Raw genomic sequence first — 21,829 nt, forward strand, 5'->3', positions numbered from 1 at the left:
GAGCGAAAGCCCCAAAGCTCATAGACAGGAAGACCATAAGCCAGATGAGGAGAGGCTCTGTGGTGGTAGACGTAGCCATAGACCAGGGAGGGTGCTTTGAGAGCAGCCGCCCCACCACCCACACCCACCCCACCTACGAAGAAGAAGGCGTAATCCACTACTGCGTCTCCAACATCCCGGGAGCTGTAGCGAGAACCTCCACGCTGGCACTCACGAGCGCCACGCTGCCCTATGTGGTTGAGATAGCCAAAAGTGGGAGCATGGAGAGAGCGGCAAGAGAAGACGAAGCCTTGAGGAGAGGGCTTGCCACCACAGCAGGCCATCTCACCTCAGAGCCTGTAGCGCAGGCGCACTCCCTTGCCTACACCCCTCCAGAGGAGGTGCTCCTCTGAGGGCGGGAGCGCAGATGGGTTTATACTTGAGCCACCCGATCCTATACTGGGGAAAGTACCTTACAAGAAAGGTTCAGGTATGCTGAAAGAGAGGAAGATCAGGACGGAGATCCCCGGTCCCAAGAGCCGGGCTTTGATGGAGCGGCGTCGGAAGGCGGTTTCGGCGGGCCTCGGGACGGCGCTACCGATATGGGTACGGGAGGCGCATGGCGCGCTGGTCGAGGACGTGGACGGGAACACGTTCATAGACTTTGGTGGTGGGATCGGGGTCCTGAACGCCGGGCACACCAACCCGGTGGTCGTCGAGGCGGTGAAGGAGCAGGTCGAGCGGCTGACGCACACCTGCTACTACGTCTCGCAGTACGAGCCGTATCTGGAGCTGGCCGAGAAGCTGAACGCGCTGGTACCGGGGGACTTCGAGAAGCGCTCTTTCTTCTGCAACTCCGGGGCCGAGGCGGTCGAGAACGCGATCAAGGTGGCGCGGGCGTACACCGGGAGGCCGGCGGTTATCGCATTCGAGAACGCCTTCCACGGACGGACGTTCATGGCGATGAGCCTGACGAGCAAGGTCAGCCCGTACAAGAAGAGCTTCGGGCCGTACGCGCCCGAGGTCTACCGGGTCCCCGCGCCCTACGCCTACCGGTGCCCTGCCGGGAAAGACTGCTCGGGCGGTTGTCGGGGGGACTGTCTCGGGGCGCTGGATAAGCTCTTCGTGAGCTACGTGGACCCGCGGAGCGTGGCGGCGATAATCATCGAGCCTGTGGCCGGAGAGGGCGGGTTCATCCCGGTGCCGGACTTCTACCTCAGGCGGCTCAGGGAGATCTGTGACGAGTATGGGATCGTCCTGATCATAGACGAGGTCCAGACGGGCTTCGGCAGGACGGGGAAGATGTTCGCCATCGAACACTCAGGGGTTGAGCCCGATCTTTTGACCACGGCCAAGAGCCTCGGCGGCGGCCTCCCGATAGCCGGTGTGACGGGAAGGGCGGAGATCATGGACGGCATCCACACCGGCGGGCTCGGGACGACCTACGGCGGCAACCCGCTCGCCTGTGTGGCCGCGCTGGCGGTTCTCAAGACCTTCGAAGAGGAGGATCTCCTCTCCCGTGCGAACGTCATCGGGGAGCGTACGATGACTGCGATGCGCGAGATGCAGCGGAAACACCCGGACTTCGTGGGCGACGTGCGCGGGCTCGGGGCGATGGTCGCGATGGAGCTGGTGAAAGACTCCGAAAGCCGCGAGCCGGACAGGGAGAGAACGGCCGGGATCGTCGAGGCGGCCCTGCAGGAGGGGTTGATGCTCCTGACCGCCGGGCAGTACGACAATGTGATCCGCACCCTCACGCCGCTCGTCATCACCGACGAGCAGCTCGACGAGGGGCTCACCATCCTCGCGCGGGCCGTGGATTCGGTCGCCTGATCCAGACCGCACCGGAGAGGGGTAGGGCGGAACCGCCCTACCCCTTTTTATTCATTCGTTCTCAGGCGCGGCTTCCCGCTATCGCGGGGGCTGCAGCGGTGGCGGTGAGCGCGGCGAGCAGCACCTTCGCCAGGTCGAACGGCACGAACGGCAGGACCCCCTGCGCCAGCGCCGCCGTGGGCGAGAGGTGGGTCACCGCGGCGAGCCAGGCGGCTCCGGCGGCGTAGATCGCGCAGAGCGCCAGCGTCCCGCTGAGGGAACAGGCCCACAGCGCCTTCCTGCGGTTCGAGCCTGCAGCCGCCCCTGCGGCGAGACCGGCGAGCGCGGCCGCGACCGGGTAGGAGAGGAGATAACCTCCGGTGGGACCCAGGATCGGACCCAGCCCCCCGGAGAAGCCGGCGAAGACGGGTACGCCGATGGCCCCCACCACCAGATAGACGATCTGCGCCAGCGCCCCGGCCCGCCAGCCGAGCAGAAGCCCGGAGAGTACCACGGCGACGACCTGCAACGTGAACGGCACCGGAGTGAAGGGAAGCGGTACCGTGATCTGTGCGGATACCGCCGTCACCGCGGCCATGAGCGCGGCCCGCGTCAGAGTGCGTGTCCTCAGGGCTCTTCCTCCTGTCTTTCTGTCTTTCGGGACGACTCCTTCGGAGACCGTATTTTAGGCAATAAAAAAGGCCGGGGGAGCCCCCGGCCTTGCGTTCTGCTCCTTTGCCCGCTAGGAAACGGCGGGCTTCAAACGACGGTCCAGCTGCTCGAGCAGGCTCTCCCGGTTCTTGTGCAGTCTCTCGTAATCGCGGATTATCCTTATCTCCTCAACGGAGAGCCCGTCGAGGCGCTTCGAAATCTCAGCCACGCTGAGATCGTCGTAGCCCTCGATTGGAAGCTCCGTCTCCTCGATGCCGCCCTCTATGAGTCGCAGCCCCTGCCTGTAGTAGGCGAGCGGAGCATAGAGCAGGTCCAGGTAGCTGCCCGTGATCTCCCCGGCCAGCTTCCGCACGTTCTCCCGCTGCGCCTCGACCCTCTCGGCCAGCTCCTTCGCGAACTCCCTGTTCGCAGCGCTCTGATGCCGGGCCTCCTCCGCAACCCTATCCCAGATGCCCAGCACGAAACGCAAGTTGCGCTCCTGCAGCCCTACCACATGATCCACAACGGCCCTGTAGGACTCACCGATGCCGCTCGCAAACGCCTCAGCCGCCCGGCCCGTCTCCCGAAACTCGCTCATCTCGTTATCCCTCCTGATCGCTGTCTCTGCATATCTATATGCAGTATACACATATATACCGGGCATTCAAGAAAAAGTCCCGATTTTTCGCTGGTGTTGCGGTTTTGTTATCTGAGGAGGATAAGATGCGACCGGGATGGTAAGTTATCGGACCTGCATGCTTTTTAAAGGAGAGGGGAGGTGTCACGTTGCGTCTCAGAGGTTTCGTGATATTGCTGGTTGGGGTTCTCGCCTTTGCTTTGGTGGCTGTCGGGTGCGGTCAGTCGCAGAGGAGTGAGGCTGGCAAGCCGAAGACCATGAACGAGCGGGCCCGCCAGCAGCAGGTGGCTCCCAAGGAGGGTGAGGGGCGGGATCAGGGTTTGATCGCCCCGGCACCCGAGAGCCATGTGTTGAGGCTCACGGTGCCCGCGATGAAGCGTGTTCACGACGCGGTGGTACCCACGGCCGTGGGTACCGACGAGCAGGCGCTCAAGAACCACGTCGCGATACACCTGAAAGGGACCGGCTTCCCGTGGCAGAAGGTGACGAACGTTTACATAGCCGGGCACCGTCTCGGCTACCGGGGAACCAGGAGCCTCTATGCGTTCTACGATCTCAACAAGCTCAAGAAGGGCGACAGGATCTACATAACCGACGCGAACGGCAGGAAGTACACCTACGAGGTCTTCAAGAAGTTCGCCGTCGCACCGACCGACGTCAGCGTGACCAAGCCCGTACCGGGCAAGAACATCGTCACCCTTCAGTCCTGTACCCTCCCCGACTACGAGAAGCGGCTCATCGTGCAGGGAAAGCTCGTCTCCCACACCTGAGCCGCAGCTTTTCGCGCCCGGTTTTGTGAGCGGGCGCGCACGAGGCTGGTGGTGACACTGCTAAACTCCCCGTGGGCGGACGCGCAGGAGTAGGCTGCCAGCTCTGGAGGTCCGGTGTCCGAGCGTACGAGAGAGAAGAATACTACGCCAGAAGAAGCCCTCGCCCGCATCGTCGCGCGTCTACCGGCCGGGGTGCGGTGGGAGGAAGAGCCGAGGGTGGTTCGTCTCGAAACCGCGCTGGAGCACGCCGACCCCCTGCGCTGGCTCTCCGGGCGGATTGAACGACCCCGGATCTACTGGGCCGCTCGCGACGGGAGCCTGGAGATCGCCGCGAGCGGTATGGCGGACGTCGTCGGAGGTATGCCGGAGCCAGCCGGGATCCTGCCGCGTGGCGCGCGCTACTACGGTGGGATACGTTTCGACCCCGGGCGGAAGGTGGATCCGGAGTGGGAGGACTTCGGAAGCGCCAGGTTCGTCCTGCCCCGCTTCGAGCTGGTGCGCGAGGGCGAACGCACGGTCATGGCCTGCAATCTGGTGATGCCCGGAGACGCGACGCGTCTGGAGGAGGTGGCCCGCGCCGCCCGGCGGGTGGCTTCGGAGCCCGAGGGCGGAGCCTGTGGAGTGGCGCTCCCCGAACCCGTCTTCAGAGAGGATCTGCCGGGTGCTGGGGAGTGGGCCGAGGATGTCCGGCGGGCGCTCTCCACGTTCTCGGCGGGCGGGCTCGAAAAAGTGGTCCTCGCCCGGCGCGTCTCCCTTTACTCACAGGAGGATTATGACCCTCTCGCGCTGCTCGGCGGGCTTGCGCCGGTTACGCCGGGTTGCTTCCGCTTCCTGTTTGAGCCCGGCGGGGGCGTTGCCTTCGTCGTGGCGTCTCCCGAGCGCCTGTTCAGGATGGAGGGGGCGGAGGTGGTCAGCGAGGCCGTCGCCGGAACCCGTCCGCGTGGTCTCTCAGAGAGCGAGGACGCCGGCCTGCGTGACGAGCTCCTCGGCAGCGAGAAAGATCTGCGCGAGCACGGGTACGTGAGGAAGAGTATCGGCGAGGTGCTCGGGCGGTTCTGCACGGAGGTCGAGGTCGCCCCAGGGCCGGAGGAGTTCGTGCTCGCGCAGGGGCGTCACCTGCGCTCCCCCATCAGGGGCTCTCTCCGGGCTGGCGTCTCCCCCCGGGACGTCCTCGAGGCCCTGCACCCGACCCCGGCCGTCGGCGGCTGGCCGCGGGATGAGGCGATCTCGCTCATCCGGGAGCTGGAGCCCTTCGACCGCGGATGGTACGCCGGGCCTGTGGGATGGGTGGGGGCGGAGGATGCGGAGTTCGCCGTCGGGATCCGTTCGGCTCTCGTGAGAGGGAATGAGGTGCACCTGTTCTCTGGCAACGGCATAGTGGAGGGGTCGGACCCGGAGCGGGAATGGGATGAGCTCGAAGGCAAGCTCGGCGCTTTCGCCAAGGTGCTCGGGTTTGGACCTTCCGGCTGAGGAGGCGAACATCCTGTGGAGCTCCCTCCTCGTCGAGGAGCTCGTGAGGGCCGGTGTGGGGTTGTTCTGCATCGCGCCGGGCTCCCGCTCGACCCCGCTCGTGGCGGCCATAGCCGAGAACCCGCGCGCTCGCGCGGTCGTCCACTACGACGAGCGGGGGGCGGCCTTCTGCGCGCTGGGCCACGCCCGCGCCACCGGCAGGCCCGCCGCATGGGTGACGACCTCCGGGACGGCGGCCGCGAACGGACTCCCGGCGGTCGTCGAGGCGGCGACCGACTGCGTGCCGATGCTGCTCCTCACCGCCGACCGGCCACCGGAGCTGCGCGAGACCGGCGCGAACCAGACGATCGTGCAGCCGGGCCTCTTCGGGGGGTACGTCCGCTGGTCCTTCGATATGCCCGCCCCGGACACCCGGCCCACCCCTGAGATGGTGCTGACCGCCGCGGATCAGGCCGTTTACCGCAGCCGGCGCTCCCCGTCGGGCCCTGTGCACCTGAACCTGATGTTCCGCGAGCCCTTCCTGCCACCCCCGGGAAGGCGTCCGGAGGTCCCGCCACATCTGCGGGGCTGGTACGAGAAGGGGGCCCCCTATACCCGTTATGCGGGCGGGGTGTCCTCCGCCGAGGGGGTGGGGGATCTGTGGGAGGAGCTGCGTGGCGTAGAGCGCGGTATCGTCGTCGCCGGGAGGCTCGGGAGCCGGCGGGAGGGTGAGGCCGTGCTGGACCTCGCCGGGGAGCTCGGGTGGCCGCTGCTCCCGGACGTGGTCTCGCAGCTCCGGCTCGGGGGAAAGGGGGGGACCCTCGTACCGTACTACGATTTGCTGCTGGCGGACGAGGATTTCGTGCGAGGGAGCAGGCCGGATGCAATCCTGCAATTCGGCGGCGGGCCCGTCTCAAAGCGGCTGCAGCGGTTTCTGGAGCGTGCGAAGCCCGGGGTACGCGCGGTCGTGCACGAGAGCCCGTTCAGGCTCGACCCGGAACACGCGGCGAGCCACAGGTTCGAGGCCGCGGTTGGCGAATTCTGCGTGGCCCTCCGTCGGGAGGTGCGTGAGCGCCCGGGGAAGCCGGACCCGGCCTGGACGGAGCGGTGGGTCTCGGCCTCGGAGGAGATCGGACGAAGGCTCGCCGGGGGCTTCTCCGGCGACCAGGAGCTCAGCGAGCCCCTCGTGGCCCGGCTCGTCACCCGCCACATCCCGGCCGGGCACGCCCTGTGCCTGGCGAGCAGCATGCCCGTGCGGGACGTGGACGCCTTCGGGGTTGCCGAGGGCGAGCCGGTCCCCGTCTTCGCCAACCGCGGCGCGAGCGGCATCGACGGGACGGTCGCCACGGCGGCGGGTTACGCCGGGGGCACCGGGCGGCCGGTCACGCTGCTCATCGGGGACCTCGCGCTCCTGCACGACCTGAACTCTCTCGCCCTGATCAGGGGACTGCCCGTGACGGTCGTGGTCGTGAACAACGGCGGCGGCGGGATCTTCTCGATGCTCCCGGTCGCACGGCAAAAGAAGAACCTCTTCGAGAGGTACTTCGGGACGCCGCACGGGCTCACCTTCGAGTCCGCCTCCGCGATGTTCGGCCTGCGTTACGAACGGCCCGCCACGGTGGAAGAATTCGTCGAGGCGTACCGGAAGGCCTGCTCCGGGGAGGACCCATCGCTGCTCGAGGTTCGTACTGACCGGGCAGAGAACGCCGCGTTGCACGAGAGAATCGTGAGGGAGCTCTCGCGGTGAGCCCGCTCAGCTACACCCTGACCGGGGAGGGGGGCGCCCCGCCGGTCCTGCTGCTGCACGGGTTTCTCGGGGCCAAGGAGGAATGGGATGAGATCATAGAGGCCCTGCGCGAGGATTTCCTGTGCATCGCGCCCGACCTGCCCGGCCATGGTGGTTCCGTCGGGCTGTCCTATCCCGACGCCTACACCATCGAGGGGGCGGCGCGGGAGGTCACTGCGCTCCTCGACGGGCTCGGCATCTCGCGGGTTGCGCTCGTCGGGTACTCGATGGGTGGGAGGCTCGCGCTCCACCTGGCACTCAGGCACCCGGAGCGTTTCTCGGGCCTCTTCCTGGAGTCTTCGTCTCCTGGGATAGAAGAAGAAAGGGAACGTGCCGTCCGCCGCATGGAGGACGAGAGGCGCGCCCGGCAGCTGGAGTCCGTGGGGCTTGAAGCCTTCGTCGAGGAATGGTACCGGCAGCCGCTCTTCGCCTCGCTCCGGCGGAGGGAGGATCTGCTCGGGCGGACGGTCAGGCATCGCCTCTCGAACGACCCGCACGAGCTCGCCCGTTCCCTGCGGGCGATGGGGACCGGAAACCAGAGGCCGCTGTGGGACGATCTGGAGAAGCTCGCGGTCCCGACCCTCGCCGTCGCCGGAGAGCTCGATGAGAAGTACTCCGCGATCTGCTCGAGGATGCGCGAGGAGTGCGGGGTCCCGGTGGCACGGGTCCCCGGGGCGGGGCACAACGTGCACCTCGAGGCCCCAGACGAGTACACGAGGTTACTGCGGGGCTTTCTCAAAGCCCTATAATTTCCTTCCATGGCTACCATAGACTGGGAAGAAGCAGGCTCTTACACGGACATCAGGTACCACAAGGCCGAGGGGATCGCCAAGATCACCATAAACCGCCCCGAGGTCCGCAACGCCTTCCGGCCGCTGACGGTCATCGAGATGTCACGGGCGCTCGAAGACGCCCGCAACGACCCCGAGATCGGGGTGATCATCCTGACCGGCGAGGGCCCGGAGGCGTTTTGCTCCGGCGGCGACCAGAAGGTGCGGGGCGATACCGGATACCTCGAAGACCCGGAGAACCCGCCCCGCACGCCGGGCGGGGAATCCATCGGGCGCTTCGACGTCACCGAGTTCCACCTGCAGATGCGGCGCTGCCCCAAGCCCCTCGTCGCGATGGTCGCGGGCTACGCCGTCGGCGGCGGGCACGTCCTGCACGTCCTCTGCGACCTGACGATCGCCGCCGACAACGCGAAGTTCGGACAGAGCGGCACGCGGGTCGGCTCCTTCGACGGCGGTTACGGGACCTCGGTCCTCACCCAGCTCGTCGGCCCGAAGAAGGCCAAGGAGATCTGGTTTTTGGGCCGCACCTACTCGGCGCAGGAGGCGCTCGAGATGGGTCTGGTGAACGCGGTGGTGCCGCTGGAGCGCCTGGAGGAGGAGACGGTCCGGTGGTGCAGGGAGATGCTCGAGAAATCGCCCTTCGCGCTGCGGCTGCTCAAGGCGAGCTTCAACGCCTACGAGGACGGCTTCGCCGGCATCCAGCAGCTCGCCCACGATGCTAACCTGATCTTCTACAGCACCGAAGAGGCGCAGGAGGGACGCAACGCCTTCCTGGAGAAGCGCAAACCAGACTTCTCGAAGTTCCCCCGCCGCTCCTGAGGGTTTGTTCGGGCTCTACCGCTACCGCCTGCCGCTCGCGGGCCCGCCGACCCCCGGCGGAAAGTCCCTCCCGGTGCGGGAGGGGCTCCTGATCCGGCTGGAGGAAGGCGGAGCCTGCGGCTGGGGCGAGGCCGCACCCCTGCCGGGCTTCTCGCGCGAGACCCTGGAGGAGGCCGCGCACGACCTGCGCGCCCTCGCCGCGGGCGGGGACCCCGCACACGCCTCCCCCTCCGCCCGCTTCGCCTTCGAGCTGGCCCGCCTCGACCTCGAAGCAGCCTCCTCCGGCAAGCCGCCGCAGGCGCTCCTCTCGCCGCACCCGGCGTCGGAGGTGCGCCTCTGCGGCCTGCTCGAAGGTCCGCCCGAGACGGTGCTCTCCGAGGCGGAGGGGATGCGCGAGGTGGGCTACGCGGCCGTCAAGCTCAAGGTCGGGCGCGCGGATCCCGAAGAGGAGGCCGCGCTCGTCGGGGAGCTCTCGGCCCTGCTCGGCGGTATCCGGCTGCGGCTCGACGCCAACCGGGCCTGGAGTTTCGGGGAGGCTCTCCGCTTCTGCCGCGCCGTCCGCGGGGCGCCGATCGAGTACCTGGAGGAGCCGCTCTCCGATCCCGCGGAGCTCCCCCGGCTGGCGGAGGAGACCGGGGTTCCCCTCGCGCTCGACGAGACCCTCCGCGAGATCGAACCGGAGGACCTCGCCCGCTGCCGCCACGTGCGGGCCGTGGTCCTCAAGCCCACGCTCCTCGGCGGGCTCTCGCGCTCGCTCGCCTTCGCGCGGGAGGCGCGCCGCATCGGGGCGGTCGCGGTCGCGAGCTCCTCCTACGAGAGCGGGGTCGGCACTTTGGGCCTCCTCGCGCTCGCCGCCTCCCTCGGGGACGCTCCCGCCGGGCTCGACACCTACCGCGCCTTCGAGGAGGACATACTCGAGAGCCCGCTCCCGCTCGCGGGGCCGCGGGTAGACGCCGCCGCGCTCCTCTCTGGGGGGTGCGCCGTGCGCGCGGACCTGCTGGAGGAGGTGGCATCTTGAGCGGGGCCCGCACCGTCCCCTGCCCGCTGCGCGAGCGCGCGCGAGAGTTTCCAGAGACCCCCGCCGTCGAGGGGGACGGCGTCCGGATCACCTACCGGGAGTTGGACCGCCTCGTCTCGGCGGCGGCGCAGGCGCTGGAGGGGAGGGGGCTCGGGGACGGCTGTCGCGTCGCGCTCTACCTGTCGAGGGGCTGGCGGTACGTCGTCCTGCTGCTCGGGGTGATGCGCGCCGGAGGGGTCGCCTGCCCGGTGAGCACCCGCCTGCCGCTCCCGGGCGTTCGGGACGCTCTGCGGCGCGCCGGGTGCGGGGCCGTGATCTCCGACGACGCGGCGCTGCTGCGGGGGCTCGAGGGCGTGGTGCGGCTGCGCCCGGAGGATCTCCTGGTAGAGGAGGGGGCGGCGTACGCTCCCACACCTCTGGAGGTGGAGCTCGACCGGCCCGCGACCGTCGTCTTCACCTCCGGGAGCACCGGGGAGCCCAAGGCCGCCCTGCACACCTGCGCCAACCACTACTTCAACGCCGCGGGCTCCAACCAGAACATCACCCTCGCTCCCGGCGACCGCTGGATGCTCTCGCTCCCGCTCTACCACGTGGGGGGTATCTCGATCCTCTTCAAGTGCCTCCTCTCCGGGGCCACGATCGCGCTGCCGGAGGAGGGGGCCCCGCTGGGGCGGGAGATCTCGCGCCTCGGCGTGACCCACGCCTCGCTCGTCTCCACCCAGCTCGTAAGGCTCCTGCGCGAGGAGAGCCCCGCGCTCGGCGGCCTCAGGGCCGTTTTGCTCGGGGCGAGCGCGATGCCTCCGTCCCTCATCTCCGAGTCCGTACGCAGGGGCATCCCGGTCCACACCAGCTACGGCCTCACTGAGATGGCCTCGCAGGTCACCTCTACCCCGCCCGGGGCCTCGCGCGAGGAGCTCTCGAGCTCCGGGAGGGTCCTGCCCCACCGTGAGCTCTCGATCTCCGGAGAAGGAGAGATCCTGGTGCGCGGCGGGACGCTCTTCGCCGGCTACCTGAGGGACGGGGGGGTGGAGCGACCGCTCGACGCCGAGGGATGGTTCCACACCCGCGACCTCGGGCACCTCGACGAGAGGGGCTACCTGCACGTGAGCGGGCGGATGGACAACCGCTTCGTCTCCGGCGGCGAGAACGTTCAGCCCGAGGAGATAGAGGATGCCCTCTGCCGGATGGAGGGCGTTGAGCAGGCGGTCGTCGTCCCGGTCCCCGACGAGGAGTTCGGCGAGCGGCCCGTCGCCTTCGTCCGCGGCGTGGGCGAGCTCCCGGCGCAGGAGCTCTCCCGCGCCCTCCGCGAGACCCTCCCCGGCTTCAAGGTCCCCGACGCCTTCTACCCCTGGCCCTCCGGCCTCCCAGAGGGGATGAAGGTGGACCGCGGCCTCTTCCGCCGGCTCGCCCGGGAGCTCCGCGCCGGTCGCTGATAGACTCAGGTCCGAGATCGAGGAGAAGGGGGATCCCCGTGCAGAAGACGTTCGACGTGGAGGCGGTTCGGAAGGAATTCCCGGCGCTCGGGCGCAAGGTGGGCGGGCGTCCGGCGGTCTACCTGGACGGGCCCGGCGGCTCGCAGGTCGCCAGGGGCGCGATAGAGGCGGTCGCGGGCTACATGGAGCGCGGCGGGGCGAACCTGCACGGGGCCTTCGCCACGAGCGTCGAGACCGAGGAGATCATCGCCGGGGCCCGCGCCGCCGCCGCGGCGCTGCTCGGCGCGGAGGTGGAGGAGGTCGCCTTCGGGCCGAACATGACCACGCTCACCTTCGCCCTCTCGCGGGCGCTGGCCAGGGAGTGGGGAGAGGGCGACGAGATCGTCGTCACCGAGCTCGACCACCGGGCCAACGTCGACCCCTGGCTCCTCGCCGCTTCGGATAAGGGAGTGAAAACGCGCTGGATCCGGGTGGACACCGGGACCCTCACCCTCGATCTCTCCGACCTGGAGGAGAAGATAAACGAGAGGACCCGCCTCGTCGCCGTCGGTCTCGCCTCGAACGCGGTGGGCACGGTGAACGAGGTGGCGGAGATCTCCCGCCGGGCGCACGAGGTCGGGGCCGTCGTCGCGGTGGACGCGGTGCACGCCGCGCCGCACCTCCCGATGGACCGCGACGCGCTCGGGGCGGACGTCCTCTCCTGCTCGGCGTACAAGTTCTTCGGCCCGCACGTGGGGATCGTCGCGGTGAGGCGGCCCCTCTTCGAGCGCCTCGAGCCGTACAAGGTCGAGCCCGCCCCCGACAACATCCCCGACAGACTCGAGACGGGCACCCAGAACCACGAGGGGATCGCCGGGGTCGAAGGAGCCGTAGACTTCATCGCCTCGCTCGGCGGCGGGAGCGGCCTGCGTGAGAAGATACTCTCCGGGATGCGGGCGATAGAGGAGTACGAGGACTCCCTCGCGCAGAGCTTCCGCGCCGCGCTGCGCGAGATCTCCGGGGTGACCCTCTACGCCGCCCCCGACGGCGTCCGCAAGACCCCCACGGTCGCGTTCCGTCTCGCAGGCCATACTCCGCGCGAGGTCTGCGAGTACATGGCCGAAAGGGGCTTCTTCGTCGCCGACGGGGACTTCTACGCCTCCACCCTCGCCGGGAGGCTCGGCATCCGGGATGAGGGCGGGTTCGTAAGGGCGGGCCTGGCCCCGTACAACACCGCGGAGGAGATAGAGGAATTTATCGGGGTGCTCGCGGAGCTGGCCGGGTAGAAGGGAAGAAGCGGGAGGGCTCCAACGAGCCCTCCCGCTTGGAGCTTTGTGACCCTCTCTCAGCGCACGGTCGAGGGGATGCCTTCGATCGGGGAGTCTTCTGTGCCGGGAGTCCGGCGTGTGATCCTCTCGACCTGCTCGCGGGCCTTCTCCGGCTCGTTGACCCACATCCGGTAGAACTCGAACGGGTTCTCCGCGAGACCGTAGCGCCCGTCCTCGCCGCTCTTTATCGTGGCGGTGTAACCGCGGTGGACGAGCTTGTAGAGGTGGTTCTGCGACTGCCAGTTGGCCCGGGCGTCCCGGATCTGGCTGATGGAGATCTCCGCGTACTGGTTCTCCATCGGGGTGGTGCCCGTTTCGCCTAAAGTGTGCCCGTCGAAGCCGATGATCGAGGAGTGCCCGAAGTACGAGTAGACCCCGTCGTAGCCCGCGGCGTTGGCGACCGCGACGTAGCAGTTGTTCGCCCAGGCCATCGTGCGGGCCATCATCACCTGCTGCTCCTTGGCCGGGTACATGTACCCCTGGCAGCGGACGATCAGCTCCGCACCCTTCATCGCGCAGTCGCGCCAGATCTCCGGGTAGTTGCCGTCGTCGCAGATGATGAGGCTCACCTTGATCCCTTTGGGTCCCTCGCTGACGTAGGTCCGGTCGCCAGGGTACCAGGCCTCGATGGGGCACCACGGCAGGATCTTGCGGTAGCGCTGGACGATCTCGCCCTCCGGGTTCATCAGGATGAGCGTGTTGTACGGTGTCTTGTTGGGATGATCCTCGTGCTTCTCGCCGGTGAGCGAGAACACGCCCCACACACCGTTCCTGCGGCACGCCTCGGCGAAGATCTCGGTCTCCTCTCCGGGTATCTCGGCCGAGAGCTCCATCATCTCGTCGTGGTCGTAGAGTATGCCGTGGGTGGAGTACTCCGGGAAGATTGCGAGGTCGAGCCCCGGATAACCCCGCTTGAGCCCGTCGATGTAGCTGCCGATCCTGTGGCAGTTCTCGAGGATCTCTTCCCTGCTGTGCAGCCGTGGCATCTGGTAGTTGACCACGGCGACGCCGACGGTGTCCCTGCTCGAGGAGATGTCCCCGTGACGCATGCTTTACGCCTCCTTCCGCTGGCTGCCCGAAAGTTTTGAGATCAGGCGTGCTCCGATTCGATCCCCGTGTATCACCCCCTTTCGATGATATTGTACCTTCCGTGTCAGCGTGATCAGCGCATGGCCCAGCCGCCGCCGACCTCGAGCGTCTGCCCGGTGATGAAGGAGGCCTCCTCGCTCGCGAAGAACGCGACGGCGTACCCGACGTCCTCCGGTCTGCCCCGCCTCTTTATGCACTGCTGCTTCAGGATCCAGCGGTTGTAGCCCTCCTGGTCCGGGTGGACCTTCTCGGCGTCGGTGGGGAACGCGCCGGGGGAGACGGCGTTCACCGTGATCCCCTCCGGCCCGACCTCACGGGCGAGCGTGCGGGTGAAGCCGACGATCCCCCCTTTTGAGGAGACGTAGTCCAGAAACCCGGCCCAGCCGAGCAGGAAGGTGATGGAGGCGATGTTGACGATGCGGCCCCACCCGCGCTCTTTCATGTGCGGATGGACCGCCCGGGCGCACAGGAAGTATCCCTTTAGGTTGACCGAGAGCACCCGATCCCACTCGTCCTCCTCTATCTCGGTCCACGGCCGCAAGGGGTAGATCGCGGCGTTGTTGACCAGGATGTCCGCTCCGCCGAGCTCCTCCGCGACACGCCCGACCATCCGCTCCACCGAGCTCCGATCCGAGACATCCGCCGAAAGCCCGATGCACCGGCCCCCTTCCCTCTCCACCTCCGCGGCGACCTTGCCCGCCTTCTCTTCGTCTGCGTCCACCGCGGCCACCAGCGCCCCGCGCCCGGCCAGAACCCGGCAGATCCCCTCCCCGAGACCCCCGCCGCCTCCGGTCACGATGGCTACCTTTCCCTCGATCCCTTCCAAAGCCGGATTCCCTCCTTCCTGGATGTATCTCCCCCGGTTCGGGAGCCGTCCTTGCCGTGGTATCGATTGCTTTTATCCCTTTCTGCAGACGATCTCACTGTTGACTATGGGAATCTACCCCTCCCGCCCGGTTGGGTCAAAACCGGGTTATGATATCGAAAAAAATTATTTACATGATAGGAATAAAAAATTTGTTCTATTGCAGAGGTTGTTCTAGAGTGAGGGTGCAAGGGGATGGAGCGCCGAAAGGAGCATGGAATGGTCGCGGTCCACTACATAGACTCCGAGACCGGAGGCGTCGTGGGGTGTGCGTTTGCGGAGGCGCTGCCCGAGGAGGGCAGCGTGGTCTCGCTCGAGGGTATGGGTGAGTGTGTCATCCTCAACTACTGGGAGCTCAGGCCCGAGTCCTGCGACGTCTACGTTCGCAGGATGGACCCTGGGGAGGCTGCGGCCTGAGCCTCCTCTAGCTCAGCAGCAGGTACAGGAGCGCCTTCTGGGCGTGCAGGCGGTTCTCGGCTTGGTCGAAGACCCGGCTCTGCGGCCCGTCTATCACCTCCGTGGTGACCTCCTCGCCGCGGTGCGCCGGGAGGCAGTGCAGAAAGATGGCGTCGTCTGCGGTGAGGGACATGAGCTCCCCGTTCACCTGGTAGGGGAGAAACCTCTGCTTGCGCTCCTCGGCCTCCGACTCCTGTCCCATGCTCGCCCACACGTCGGTGTAGACGACCTGCGCTCCTGAGACGGCCTCCTCGGGGTCGGTGGTGAGCTTCGGGGCTGCGCCCAGGGAGGCGGCGAGCTCGATCACCTCGGGGTCCGGGGCGTAGCCCTCCGGGTGGGCTATCGTGAGCTGTGCGCCGGTGAGCGCGCAACCTATCGCCAGAGAGTGGGCGACGTTGTTGCCGTCGCCGACGAAGGCTATCCTCACGCCTTCGAGCGTGCCGAAGTTCTCCTGCACCGTCAGGAGGTCGGCGAGCGCCTGGCAGGGATGGTGGGTGTCGGAGAGGCCGTTTATCACGGGGACGTCCGCGGCGTCGGCCAGCTCTTCGAGCTCGGCGTGGTCGAAGGTGCGGACCATGATCGCGTCGATGTAGCGGGCGAGGACCCTTCCCGTGTCCGAGGGGGTCTCGCGCTTTCCCATCTGTATCTCGTCGGGTTTTATGTTGAGCGCGTGGCCGCCCAGCTGGTACATCCCGACCTCGAAGGAGACCCGCGTGCGGTTGGAGGGTTTCTGGAAGACCATCGCGAGCGTCCTGCCGCGCAGCGGCTGGAACGGGACCCGCGCCCGGCGCAGCCCCTTCAGCTTGGCGGCCTCTCCCAGGATGAGCTTCGTCTCCTCGGGTGAGAACTCGGCGAGCGTGAGGCAGTCACGCCCGGAGATGGGGGAGAGGGAGGGGCTCTGGTAGTCGGAGGAAGGGATCATCTCAGGCCACCGCCTTCTCTTTTTTCTCGCCGAGCGCCTTCTCGACGCCCTCTCGGAAGGTGTCGAGCGCGTACCGCACCTCCGCCCTCGTCACGGTAAGCGGCGGGGCGAGGCGCAGGGTCGTCCTCCCGATCATGTTGACGAGCACCCCTTCCTCGAGGCAGTGCTCGAAGACGCGCGGCGCGATCTCCGGGCCGAGTTCGAACCCGATCAGGAGCCCTTCGCCGCGCACCGCGGCGCCGGGCACCTTCCCGGCGAGCTTCGAGAGGGCGCTCTTGAGGATCGTGCCCTTGACGCGCACCTCCTCCAGGAAACCGGGCTCGTTTATGACGCCGAGAACGGCTTTTACCGCGGCCATCGCGAGCGGGTTGCCGCCGAAGGTCGAGCCGTGGGTGCCGGGAGTGAGCGAGGCGTACTCCTCCTTCGCGAGCAGCGCCCCGACCGGCACCCCGCCGCCGAGGCCCTTGGCGCTCGTTATCGCGTCGGGGACGACGCCGGTACCCTGGTAGGCGTAGAGGTGTCCGGTGCGCCCGGCCCCGGTCTGAACCTCGTCGAAGACGAGGAGCGCGTCGTGCTCGTCGCAGATCTCTCGCAGGCCTTCGAGGAACCCTTCGGGCGGCACGTTGATCCCGCTCTCCCCCTGGATGGGTTCGACGAGGATCGCGGCGGTCTGCGGTCCTGCGGCCTCTCGCGTGGACCCCAGATCTCCGAACGGGACGTAGACGAACCCCTCCGGAAGCGGCCCGAAACCCTCCTGCAGCGCCGGCTGGGCCGTCGCGGTGAGGCCGCCGTAGGTGCGCCCGTGGAACGAGCGGCTGAAGGTGATGATCTCGTGCTTCTGCGTACCGTGATTGGTGTAGGCGTGGCGCCGGGCGAGCTTTATCGCGGCCTCGACCGCCTCGGTGCCGGAGTTGCAGAAGAAGACCCTCTCGAAGTCTGTCGCGCCGGTCAGGATCTCCGCCACCTCCTCCTGCAGCGGCACCCGGTAGAGGTTCGAGCAGTGGATGAGCTTCTCCGCCTGTTCTTTGATGGCCGAGACCAGCGCGGGGTGGGCGTGGCCCAAAGAGTTCGTGGCGATCCCGCCGATGAAGTCCAGGTAGCTCTTGCCTTCCGCATCGAAGAGCCAGCTCCCCCGCCCGCTCACGGGCGCTATACCGAGCCGTTTGTAGTTGTCCATCAGGGCCGTCATGTGATGTCTCCTCCCGACACTAGCGTACCGACCTTTTCTCCGGAGGCGGCCCGAAGCAGCATCCCTTCCCTGCCGCCGTTGACTATCCTGGCCTCGACTCCGCCGCGCGCGGCCGCGGCGGCGGCCCGCAGCTTCGGGACCATCCCACCGGCCGCGGTCCCGTCTCCGATGCGCTCCTCGCACCCTTCGGGGGTGAGCGAGCCCACCACCCTTCCTCCCTCGAGCAGCCCGTCGACGTCGGTGAGCAGCAGCAGCGTCCCGGCCCCGAGACCGACGGCGAGGGAGGCCGCCGTCAGGTCGGCGTTGACGTTGTACACCCCCTCCGGCCCGAGCCCGAGCGGGGCGATGACCGGGACGAAGCCGCCCTCCCACAGCGTCCGCACCAGGTGCGGCTGCACCTCCTTTACCTCCCCGACCCGACCGAGGCCCGCGACCGGCTCGACCAAAAGCGTCGGCCCGTCGGTGCCCGAGACACCGGCCGCCGCGACCCCGCAGGACTGGAGCTGCCGGACGAGCGCCTTGCCGAGGGAGCAGAAGACCATCTCGGCGACCTCCGCGGCCTCTGGGCTCGTGACCCGCAACCCCTCCCTGAACTCGCTCTTCATGCCGAGCGCGTCGAGCATCCGGCTGAGCTGGACCCCTCCTCCGTGCACCAGCGCGACCGGCGCCCCCAGCTCCACCAGGCGCGGCAGATCCGCGAGCGCCCCTCCTGCCAGCGACCCGCCTCCGACCTTGACGACGACGGGCTTCACGTCCGGTAGCTCCCGTTGATCTCGACGTAGCCGTGGGTGAGGTCGCAGCCCCACGCCTCGGCCGACCCGTCCCCTTCATCGAGGCGGGCCGAGATCCTGACCTCCTCGCCGGAGAGCGCCGCCCCCGCCTCCGCCTCGTCGTAGGCTGCCGGCTCTCCGCCGGAGAAGACGACGACGTCGCCGAATCGGATCTCGACCCGGCCCGGGTCGAAGGGTGCCCCGGAGTAGCCCATGGCGACGATCACCCGCCCCCAGTTGGCGTCCTCGCCGAAGACCGCGGCCTTGACCAGGTTGCTCCCCGCGACTGCCCGGGCGAGGGCCGCCGCCGACTCCTCGTCCCGCGCTCCTTCCACGGACACCTCGATCAGCTTCGTCGCCCCCTCGCCGTCGCGGGCGATCTCGCGCGCCAGGTGCCGCATCACGCCCTCCACCGCGGCCGCGAACGCCGGATGGTCCGGCGAGTCTTTCGCGACGGGCACGTTCCCCGCGGTGCCGTTCGCGAGCGCGATCGCCATGTCGTTGGGGGAGGTGTCCCCGTCGACCGTGACCCGGTTGAACGTGCGCCGGGTCGCCTCCCGCAGCAGCTCCTGCAGATACTTCTTCTCCACCGCGGCGTCGGTGGCGAGGAATGCGAGCATCGTACCCATGTTCGGGTGGATCATGCCACTCCCCTTCGCAACCCCCCATACCTCTACGTCCCTCCCGGACACCTCGCAGCGCGCCACGCACCCCTTGGTCCGGGTGTCGGTCGTCAGGATCGCGCGCGCGAAGCCCGCGCCCCCGCGCCCGAGCGCCTCGCACGCCCGCATGATCCCGCGCTCCACCCGCTCCATCGGCAGGTACTCCCCGACGACCCCGGTGGAGGCGACGGCGACCTCCCCCGCCCCGACCCCGAGCGCCTCCGCGGCGACCTCCTGCATCCTCCTCGCGTCCGCGATCCCCCGCTCCCCGGTCGCCGCGTTCGCGTTCCCGCTGTTCGTCACGACCGCCCGCACGTCGGAGCCCTCTATCGCCTCGCGTGTTACGAGGAGCGGCGCGGCCTTCACCGCGTTCCGCGTGTACACCCCGGCCGAGGCACACGGAAGCTCCGAGAAGAGCACCCCCACATCGAGCCTGCCCTCCTCCCGGATCCCGCCCGCCGCAGCCCCGCACGAAAACCCCTCCGGCAGAGCCGCCACGCCGGGGAGGATCTTTATTCCATATCCTGCAAACTTATTCATCGGCCCGGCTATTGTCGCATCCAGAACCGCCGGGGTCAACGATTTTATTCAATTTCTTGAATATTTATCCGACAGCTGGTTCAATAGGGCGCATGGGACTTGCGGTCGGTATATACGGTGGCGGCGGGTACGCGGGGCAGGAGCTGGTACGGCTCCTCTCCGGGCACCCGGAGGTCGGCAGGCTCGAGGTGGCCTCGCGGGGGCATGCCGGGAGGTGTGTGGGCGAGGTCTACCCGCATCTGGCGGTGGAGGGGAAGTTCGTCTCCCCCGAGGAGGTGGACGCGGGGGCGCTGGATGTGGCGTTCGTCGCGTACGCGCACGGGGAGAGCGCGCGGGCGGTGAAGGAGATCCTCGATGCCGGGGCGAAGCTCGTGGTCGACCTCTCGGCCGATTTCCGGCTCCCTGAGGCTCTGTATGGCGAGTGGTACGGGGAGCATCCCGTGCGGGAGCTCATCGCGGAGGCCCACTACGGGATTCCCGAGCTGTTCGGCAGGCCGGAGGGGAGGCTGGTCGCGAACCCCGGCTGCTACCCGACGGCGGCCGTTCTCGCGCTCGCGCCGGTGGTGAAGCGGGTGGGTGGCGGGATCAGGGCCGTCACGGTAAACGCGCTCTCCGGGGTGAGCGGGGCCGGGGCGAAGCCAAGCGAGAGGACCCACTTCGTGAGCGCCAACGAGAACGTCACGCCGTACGGGGTGCCGCGCCACCGGCACACGCCGGAGATGGAGGAGGCGCTGCGACGCTTCGGGGAGGTGCCGCCGGTCACCTTCGTGCCGCATCTCATCCCGGTGAGCCGGGGCATCCTTGAGACGATCGTCGTGGATCTGGACGAGGTGCCGGAGGCGGAGGATGTCTTGCGCTGGTACGAGGAGGACTACGAGGGGTGGTCCTTCGTCGAGGGGCGGGAGGAGATCCCCCAGATCTCGCACGTCGCCAACACCAACCGGGTCAGGCTTTCGGCGGCGGTCGACGGGCGCGCCGGGAGGCTGCTTCTCTTCGCGGCCGAGGACAACCTGCTCAAGGGGGCCGCGGGGCAGGCGGTGCAGAACATGAACCTGGCGCTCGGGTACCCCGAGGACCTCGGGCTCGCACATCTCAGGTAGGAGGGAAGGCGCTTTGGACTCGCGGGCTGGCTTGAACGTGGACAAGACGACCAGGCAGAACCTCATACTCAGGCTCATCTCCGAGCGGGAGCTCGGCACCCAGCAGGACGTCGTCGCGGCGCTCGCCGAGGAGGGGGTCGAGGTCGCCCAGGCCACCGTCAGCCGGGACCTGGCCGAGCTGGGGGTTCTCAAGGTGGGGAACCGTTATCTCGCGCTCCCGCACGAGCCGGGTTCGGCGAGCATCGAGGTCTTGCCGAGCTTCGTCCTCGGCGTCACCCCGGCGCAGAACATCGTCGTCATCCACACCCGCGACGGGACCGCTGGGGCCGTCTCGAGCGTCCTCGACCGGGTGAAGGGTCTCAAGATAGTCGGGACCGTCGCCGGGCAGGACACCGTGCTCGCGGTCGCGCCGGACACACAGGCCGCAAAGGAGGTCGCGGACCTCATCGCCGACGTCTGCCGCGCCCGCACCCGCCCGGCCGGGAGCATGGAGTAGCTTCGAAGGAAGATAGGAGTCATCGTATGTCGCTCGAAGGCAAGAAGGTCGTGCTCGCATACTCCGGGGGGCTGGATACCTCGGTGTGCATAAAGCGTCTGGAGGAGAAGGGGGCCGAGCCCTACGCTCTGTATGTGGACCTGGGGCAGGGCGAGGCCGAGACCGACGTGAAGGAGAAGGCCCTCGCGATAGGCGCCGCGGACTGCTTCGTCGTGGACGGGAAGGAAGAGTTCGCCGGGGAGTACGTCGCCCCGGCGATTAAAGCCAACGCCCTCTACGGCGGGAAGTACCCGCTGTTTACCGCGCTCGGTCGCTACCTGATCTCGAAGAAGCTCGTCGAGGCGGCCCGCCGGGTCGGGGCTACCCACATCGCGCACGGCTCGACGGGCAAGGGCAACGACCAGGTACGCTTCGACGTGACGACCGCCTCGCTCGCCCCGGACCTCATCGTGGTCGCCCCGACCCGCGACTGGAAGATGAGCCGCCCCGAGGAGATAGAGTACGCCCGCGAGCACGGCATCCCCGTCCCCGCGACGAAGGAGTCCCCCTACAGCGTGGACGAGAACCTCTGGGGCCGCTCGATAGAGGCCGGGCCGCTCGAAGACCCGGAGCACGAGCCCACCCCCGACGTCTACGAGCTCACCACCGACCCCGAGGACGCCCCGGACGATCCGCAGTACGTCGAGCTCGGCTTCGAGGAGGGGCTCCCGGTCAGCCTGGACGGTGAGGAGATGCCGCTCGTCGCGCTCATCGCTCACCTGAACGAGATCGCGGGCTCCCACGGCGTCGGGCGCCTCGACATGATCGAAGACCGCCTGGTCGGGATAAAGAGCCGCGAGATCTACGAGGTCCCCGCCGCGACCGTCATCATCGCCGCCCACCAGGAGCTCGAGAGCCTGACTCTCCCCAAGGACGTGCTGCGCTTCAAAGCGCTCGTCGAGCAGCGCTACGCCGGGCTCGCCTACGAGGGCCTGTGGTTCACCCCGCTCAAGGCGGCCCTCGATGCCTTTGTCGACGAGACCCAGAAAGCCGTAACCGGCACCATCCGCATGAAGCTCTACAAAGGTACCTTCACGCCGGTCTCGCGCAGCGCCCCGAAGGCCCTCTACAGCAAGGACCTCGCCACCTACAACCCCGAGAGCACCTTCGACGAGTCCGCCGCCGCCGGGTTCATCGCGCTCTGGGGGCTGCCGGCCCGCCAGTGGGCCGCCGTCCACGGCAGGACGGGAGGGTTCGCGCCGCAGAAGACCGGCTAGAGCAGAAACCACCGCCCCTCTGCGGTAACCTC

The 21,829-nt window shown here is 68.1% G+C and carries 21 protein-coding genes and 1 pseudogene; 14 read left to right on the forward strand and 8 right to left on the reverse strand.

From position 1 onward, the window contains the following. Together PJB24_RS14620 and gabT are read left to right on the forward strand one after the other, a co-directional pair. Positions 1–392: pseudogene (locus PJB24_RS14620) on the forward strand (alanine dehydrogenase); the annotation flags it as partial. Between the two features lie 79 nt (positions 393–471). Next, positions 472–1,812: a 4-aminobutyrate--2-oxoglutarate transaminase gene (gene gabT / locus PJB24_RS14625; protein ID WP_273847133.1), complete on the forward strand. Its 1,341-nt coding sequence runs from the start codon at positions 472–474 to the stop codon at positions 1,810–1,812. Between the two features lie 61 nt (positions 1,813–1,873). On the opposite strand, the gene PJB24_RS14630 is transcribed toward gabT, so the two are convergent. Both PJB24_RS14630 and PJB24_RS14635 read right to left on the reverse strand, forming a co-directional pair. After that, positions 1,874–2,422: a biotin transporter BioY gene (locus PJB24_RS14630; RefSeq protein ID WP_337959026.1), complete on the reverse strand. Its 549-nt coding sequence runs from the start codon at positions 2,420–2,422 to the stop codon at positions 1,874–1,876. A 111-nt stretch (positions 2,423–2,533) separates the two neighbouring features. Next, positions 2,534–3,040, reverse strand: a complete 507-nt coding sequence (locus PJB24_RS14635) for a hypothetical protein (RefSeq protein WP_273847137.1) — start codon at positions 3,038–3,040, stop codon at positions 2,534–2,536. Positions 3,041–3,228: 188 nt separating this feature from the next. Here PJB24_RS14635 and PJB24_RS14640 point away from each other — a divergent pair, with 188 nt between their 5' ends. The 8 genes from PJB24_RS14640 (at position 3,229) to PJB24_RS14675 (ending at position 12,410) form a co-directional block, all read left to right on the forward strand. Then, complete coding sequence (locus PJB24_RS14640; protein WP_273847139.1) at positions 3,229–3,849, forward strand: class E sortase; 621 nt, start codon at positions 3,229–3,231, stop codon at positions 3,847–3,849. Between the two features lie 114 nt (positions 3,850–3,963). After that, positions 3,964–5,319, forward strand: coding sequence for an isochorismate synthase (locus tag PJB24_RS14645; protein ID WP_273847141.1), 1,356 nt, complete (start codon positions 3,964–3,966; stop codon positions 5,317–5,319). After that, positions 5,303–7,045 (forward strand): 2-succinyl-5-enolpyruvyl-6-hydroxy-3-cyclohexene-1-carboxylic-acid synthase, encoded by a 1,743-nt coding sequence (menD, locus tag PJB24_RS14650; RefSeq protein ID WP_273847143.1) that lies wholly within the window; start codon positions 5,303–5,305, stop codon positions 7,043–7,045. The genes PJB24_RS14645 and menD overlap by 17 nt, the downstream gene beginning before the upstream one ends. Then, complete coding sequence (menH, locus tag PJB24_RS14655) at positions 7,042–7,833, forward strand: 2-succinyl-6-hydroxy-2,4-cyclohexadiene-1-carboxylate synthase (protein ID WP_273847145.1); 792 nt, start codon at positions 7,042–7,044, stop codon at positions 7,831–7,833. Before menD ends, menH begins: the two co-directional genes overlap by 4 nt. 9 nt (positions 7,834–7,842) lie before the next feature. Further along, on the forward strand, positions 7,843–8,694 hold the full coding sequence (gene menB / locus PJB24_RS14660; RefSeq protein WP_273847147.1) for a 1,4-dihydroxy-2-naphthoyl-CoA synthase: 852 nt from the start codon (positions 7,843–7,845) through the stop codon (positions 8,692–8,694). A 4-nt stretch (positions 8,695–8,698) separates the two neighbouring features. Continuing rightward, positions 8,699–9,712, forward strand: coding sequence for an o-succinylbenzoate synthase (menC, locus tag PJB24_RS14665; protein WP_273847149.1), 1,014 nt, complete (start codon positions 8,699–8,701; stop codon positions 9,710–9,712). Continuing rightward, on the forward strand, positions 9,709–11,145 hold the full coding sequence (gene menE, locus PJB24_RS14670) for an o-succinylbenzoate--CoA ligase (RefSeq protein WP_273847151.1): 1,437 nt from the start codon (positions 9,709–9,711) through the stop codon (positions 11,143–11,145). The genes menC and menE overlap by 4 nt, the downstream gene beginning before the upstream one ends. Positions 11,146–11,183: 38 nt before the next feature. Further along, positions 11,184–12,410: a cysteine desulfurase-like protein gene (locus tag PJB24_RS14675; protein WP_273847154.1), complete on the forward strand. Its 1,227-nt coding sequence runs from the start codon at positions 11,184–11,186 to the stop codon at positions 12,408–12,410. A 59-nt stretch (positions 12,411–12,469) separates the two neighbouring features. Here PJB24_RS14675 and PJB24_RS14680 read toward each other — a convergent pair whose 3' ends face one another. Continuing rightward, the gene (locus tag PJB24_RS14680; RefSeq protein WP_273847156.1) at positions 12,470–13,501 is read right to left on the reverse strand and encodes an aliphatic amidase; all 1,032 of its coding nucleotides are present in this window, start codon (positions 13,499–13,501) and stop codon (positions 12,470–12,472) included. Between the two features lie 113 nt (positions 13,502–13,614). Further along, on the reverse strand, positions 13,615–14,367 hold the full coding sequence (locus PJB24_RS14685; protein ID WP_273847158.1) for an SDR family NAD(P)-dependent oxidoreductase: 753 nt from the start codon (positions 14,365–14,367) through the stop codon (positions 13,615–13,617). Between the two features lie 234 nt (positions 14,368–14,601). Here PJB24_RS14685 and PJB24_RS14690 point away from each other — a divergent pair, with 234 nt between their 5' ends. Further along, complete coding sequence (locus tag PJB24_RS14690) at positions 14,602–14,823, forward strand: hypothetical protein (protein ID WP_273847161.1); 222 nt, start codon at positions 14,602–14,604, stop codon at positions 14,821–14,823. 7 nt (positions 14,824–14,830) lie between these two features. Here PJB24_RS14690 and argF read toward each other — a convergent pair whose 3' ends face one another. Genes argF through argJ form a run of 4 tightly spaced genes read right to left on the reverse strand, consistent with a single transcriptional unit; the run spans position 14,831 to position 18,903 of the window. Beyond that, positions 14,831–15,784 (reverse strand): ornithine carbamoyltransferase, encoded by a 954-nt coding sequence (gene argF / locus PJB24_RS14695; RefSeq protein WP_273847162.1) that lies wholly within the window; start codon positions 15,782–15,784, stop codon positions 14,831–14,833. A 1-nt stretch (position 15,785) separates the two neighbouring features. Next, a complete protein-coding gene (locus tag PJB24_RS14700) occupies positions 15,786–16,973 on the reverse strand; it encodes an aspartate aminotransferase family protein (RefSeq protein WP_273847165.1) in 1,188 nt (395 codons plus the stop codon). After that, positions 16,970–17,725, reverse strand: coding sequence for an acetylglutamate kinase (argB, locus tag PJB24_RS14705; protein ID WP_273847166.1), 756 nt, complete (start codon positions 17,723–17,725; stop codon positions 16,970–16,972). The genes PJB24_RS14700 and argB overlap by 4 nt, the downstream gene beginning before the upstream one ends. Then, complete coding sequence (argJ, locus tag PJB24_RS14710; protein WP_273847168.1) at positions 17,722–18,903, reverse strand: bifunctional glutamate N-acetyltransferase/amino-acid acetyltransferase ArgJ; 1,182 nt, start codon at positions 18,901–18,903, stop codon at positions 17,722–17,724. The genes argB and argJ overlap by 4 nt, the downstream gene beginning before the upstream one ends. Positions 18,904–19,037: 134 nt before the next feature. On the opposite strand from argJ, the gene argC reads away from it, so the two are divergent. From argC to PJB24_RS14725, 3 genes are read left to right on the forward strand one after another with little or no spacing between them, the layout of a single operon-like run. Then, entirely contained in the window at positions 19,038–20,045 is a 1,008-nt protein-coding gene (argC, locus tag PJB24_RS14715; RefSeq protein WP_273847170.1) for an N-acetyl-gamma-glutamyl-phosphate reductase, read from the forward strand. Positions 20,046–20,058: 13 nt separating this feature from the next. Beyond that, entirely contained in the window at positions 20,059–20,541 is a 483-nt protein-coding gene (locus PJB24_RS14720; RefSeq protein ID WP_273847172.1) for an arginine repressor, read from the forward strand. Positions 20,542–20,567: 26 nt separating this feature from the next. Next, entirely contained in the window at positions 20,568–21,797 is a 1,230-nt protein-coding gene (locus PJB24_RS14725) for an argininosuccinate synthase (RefSeq protein WP_273847198.1), read from the forward strand. Positions 21,798–21,829: the final 32 nt, after the last annotated feature.

The organism is Rubrobacter calidifluminis (genome assembly GCF_028617075.1).
GTDB lineage: Bacteria > Actinomycetota > Rubrobacteria > Rubrobacterales > Rubrobacteraceae > Rubrobacter_E > Rubrobacter_E calidifluminis.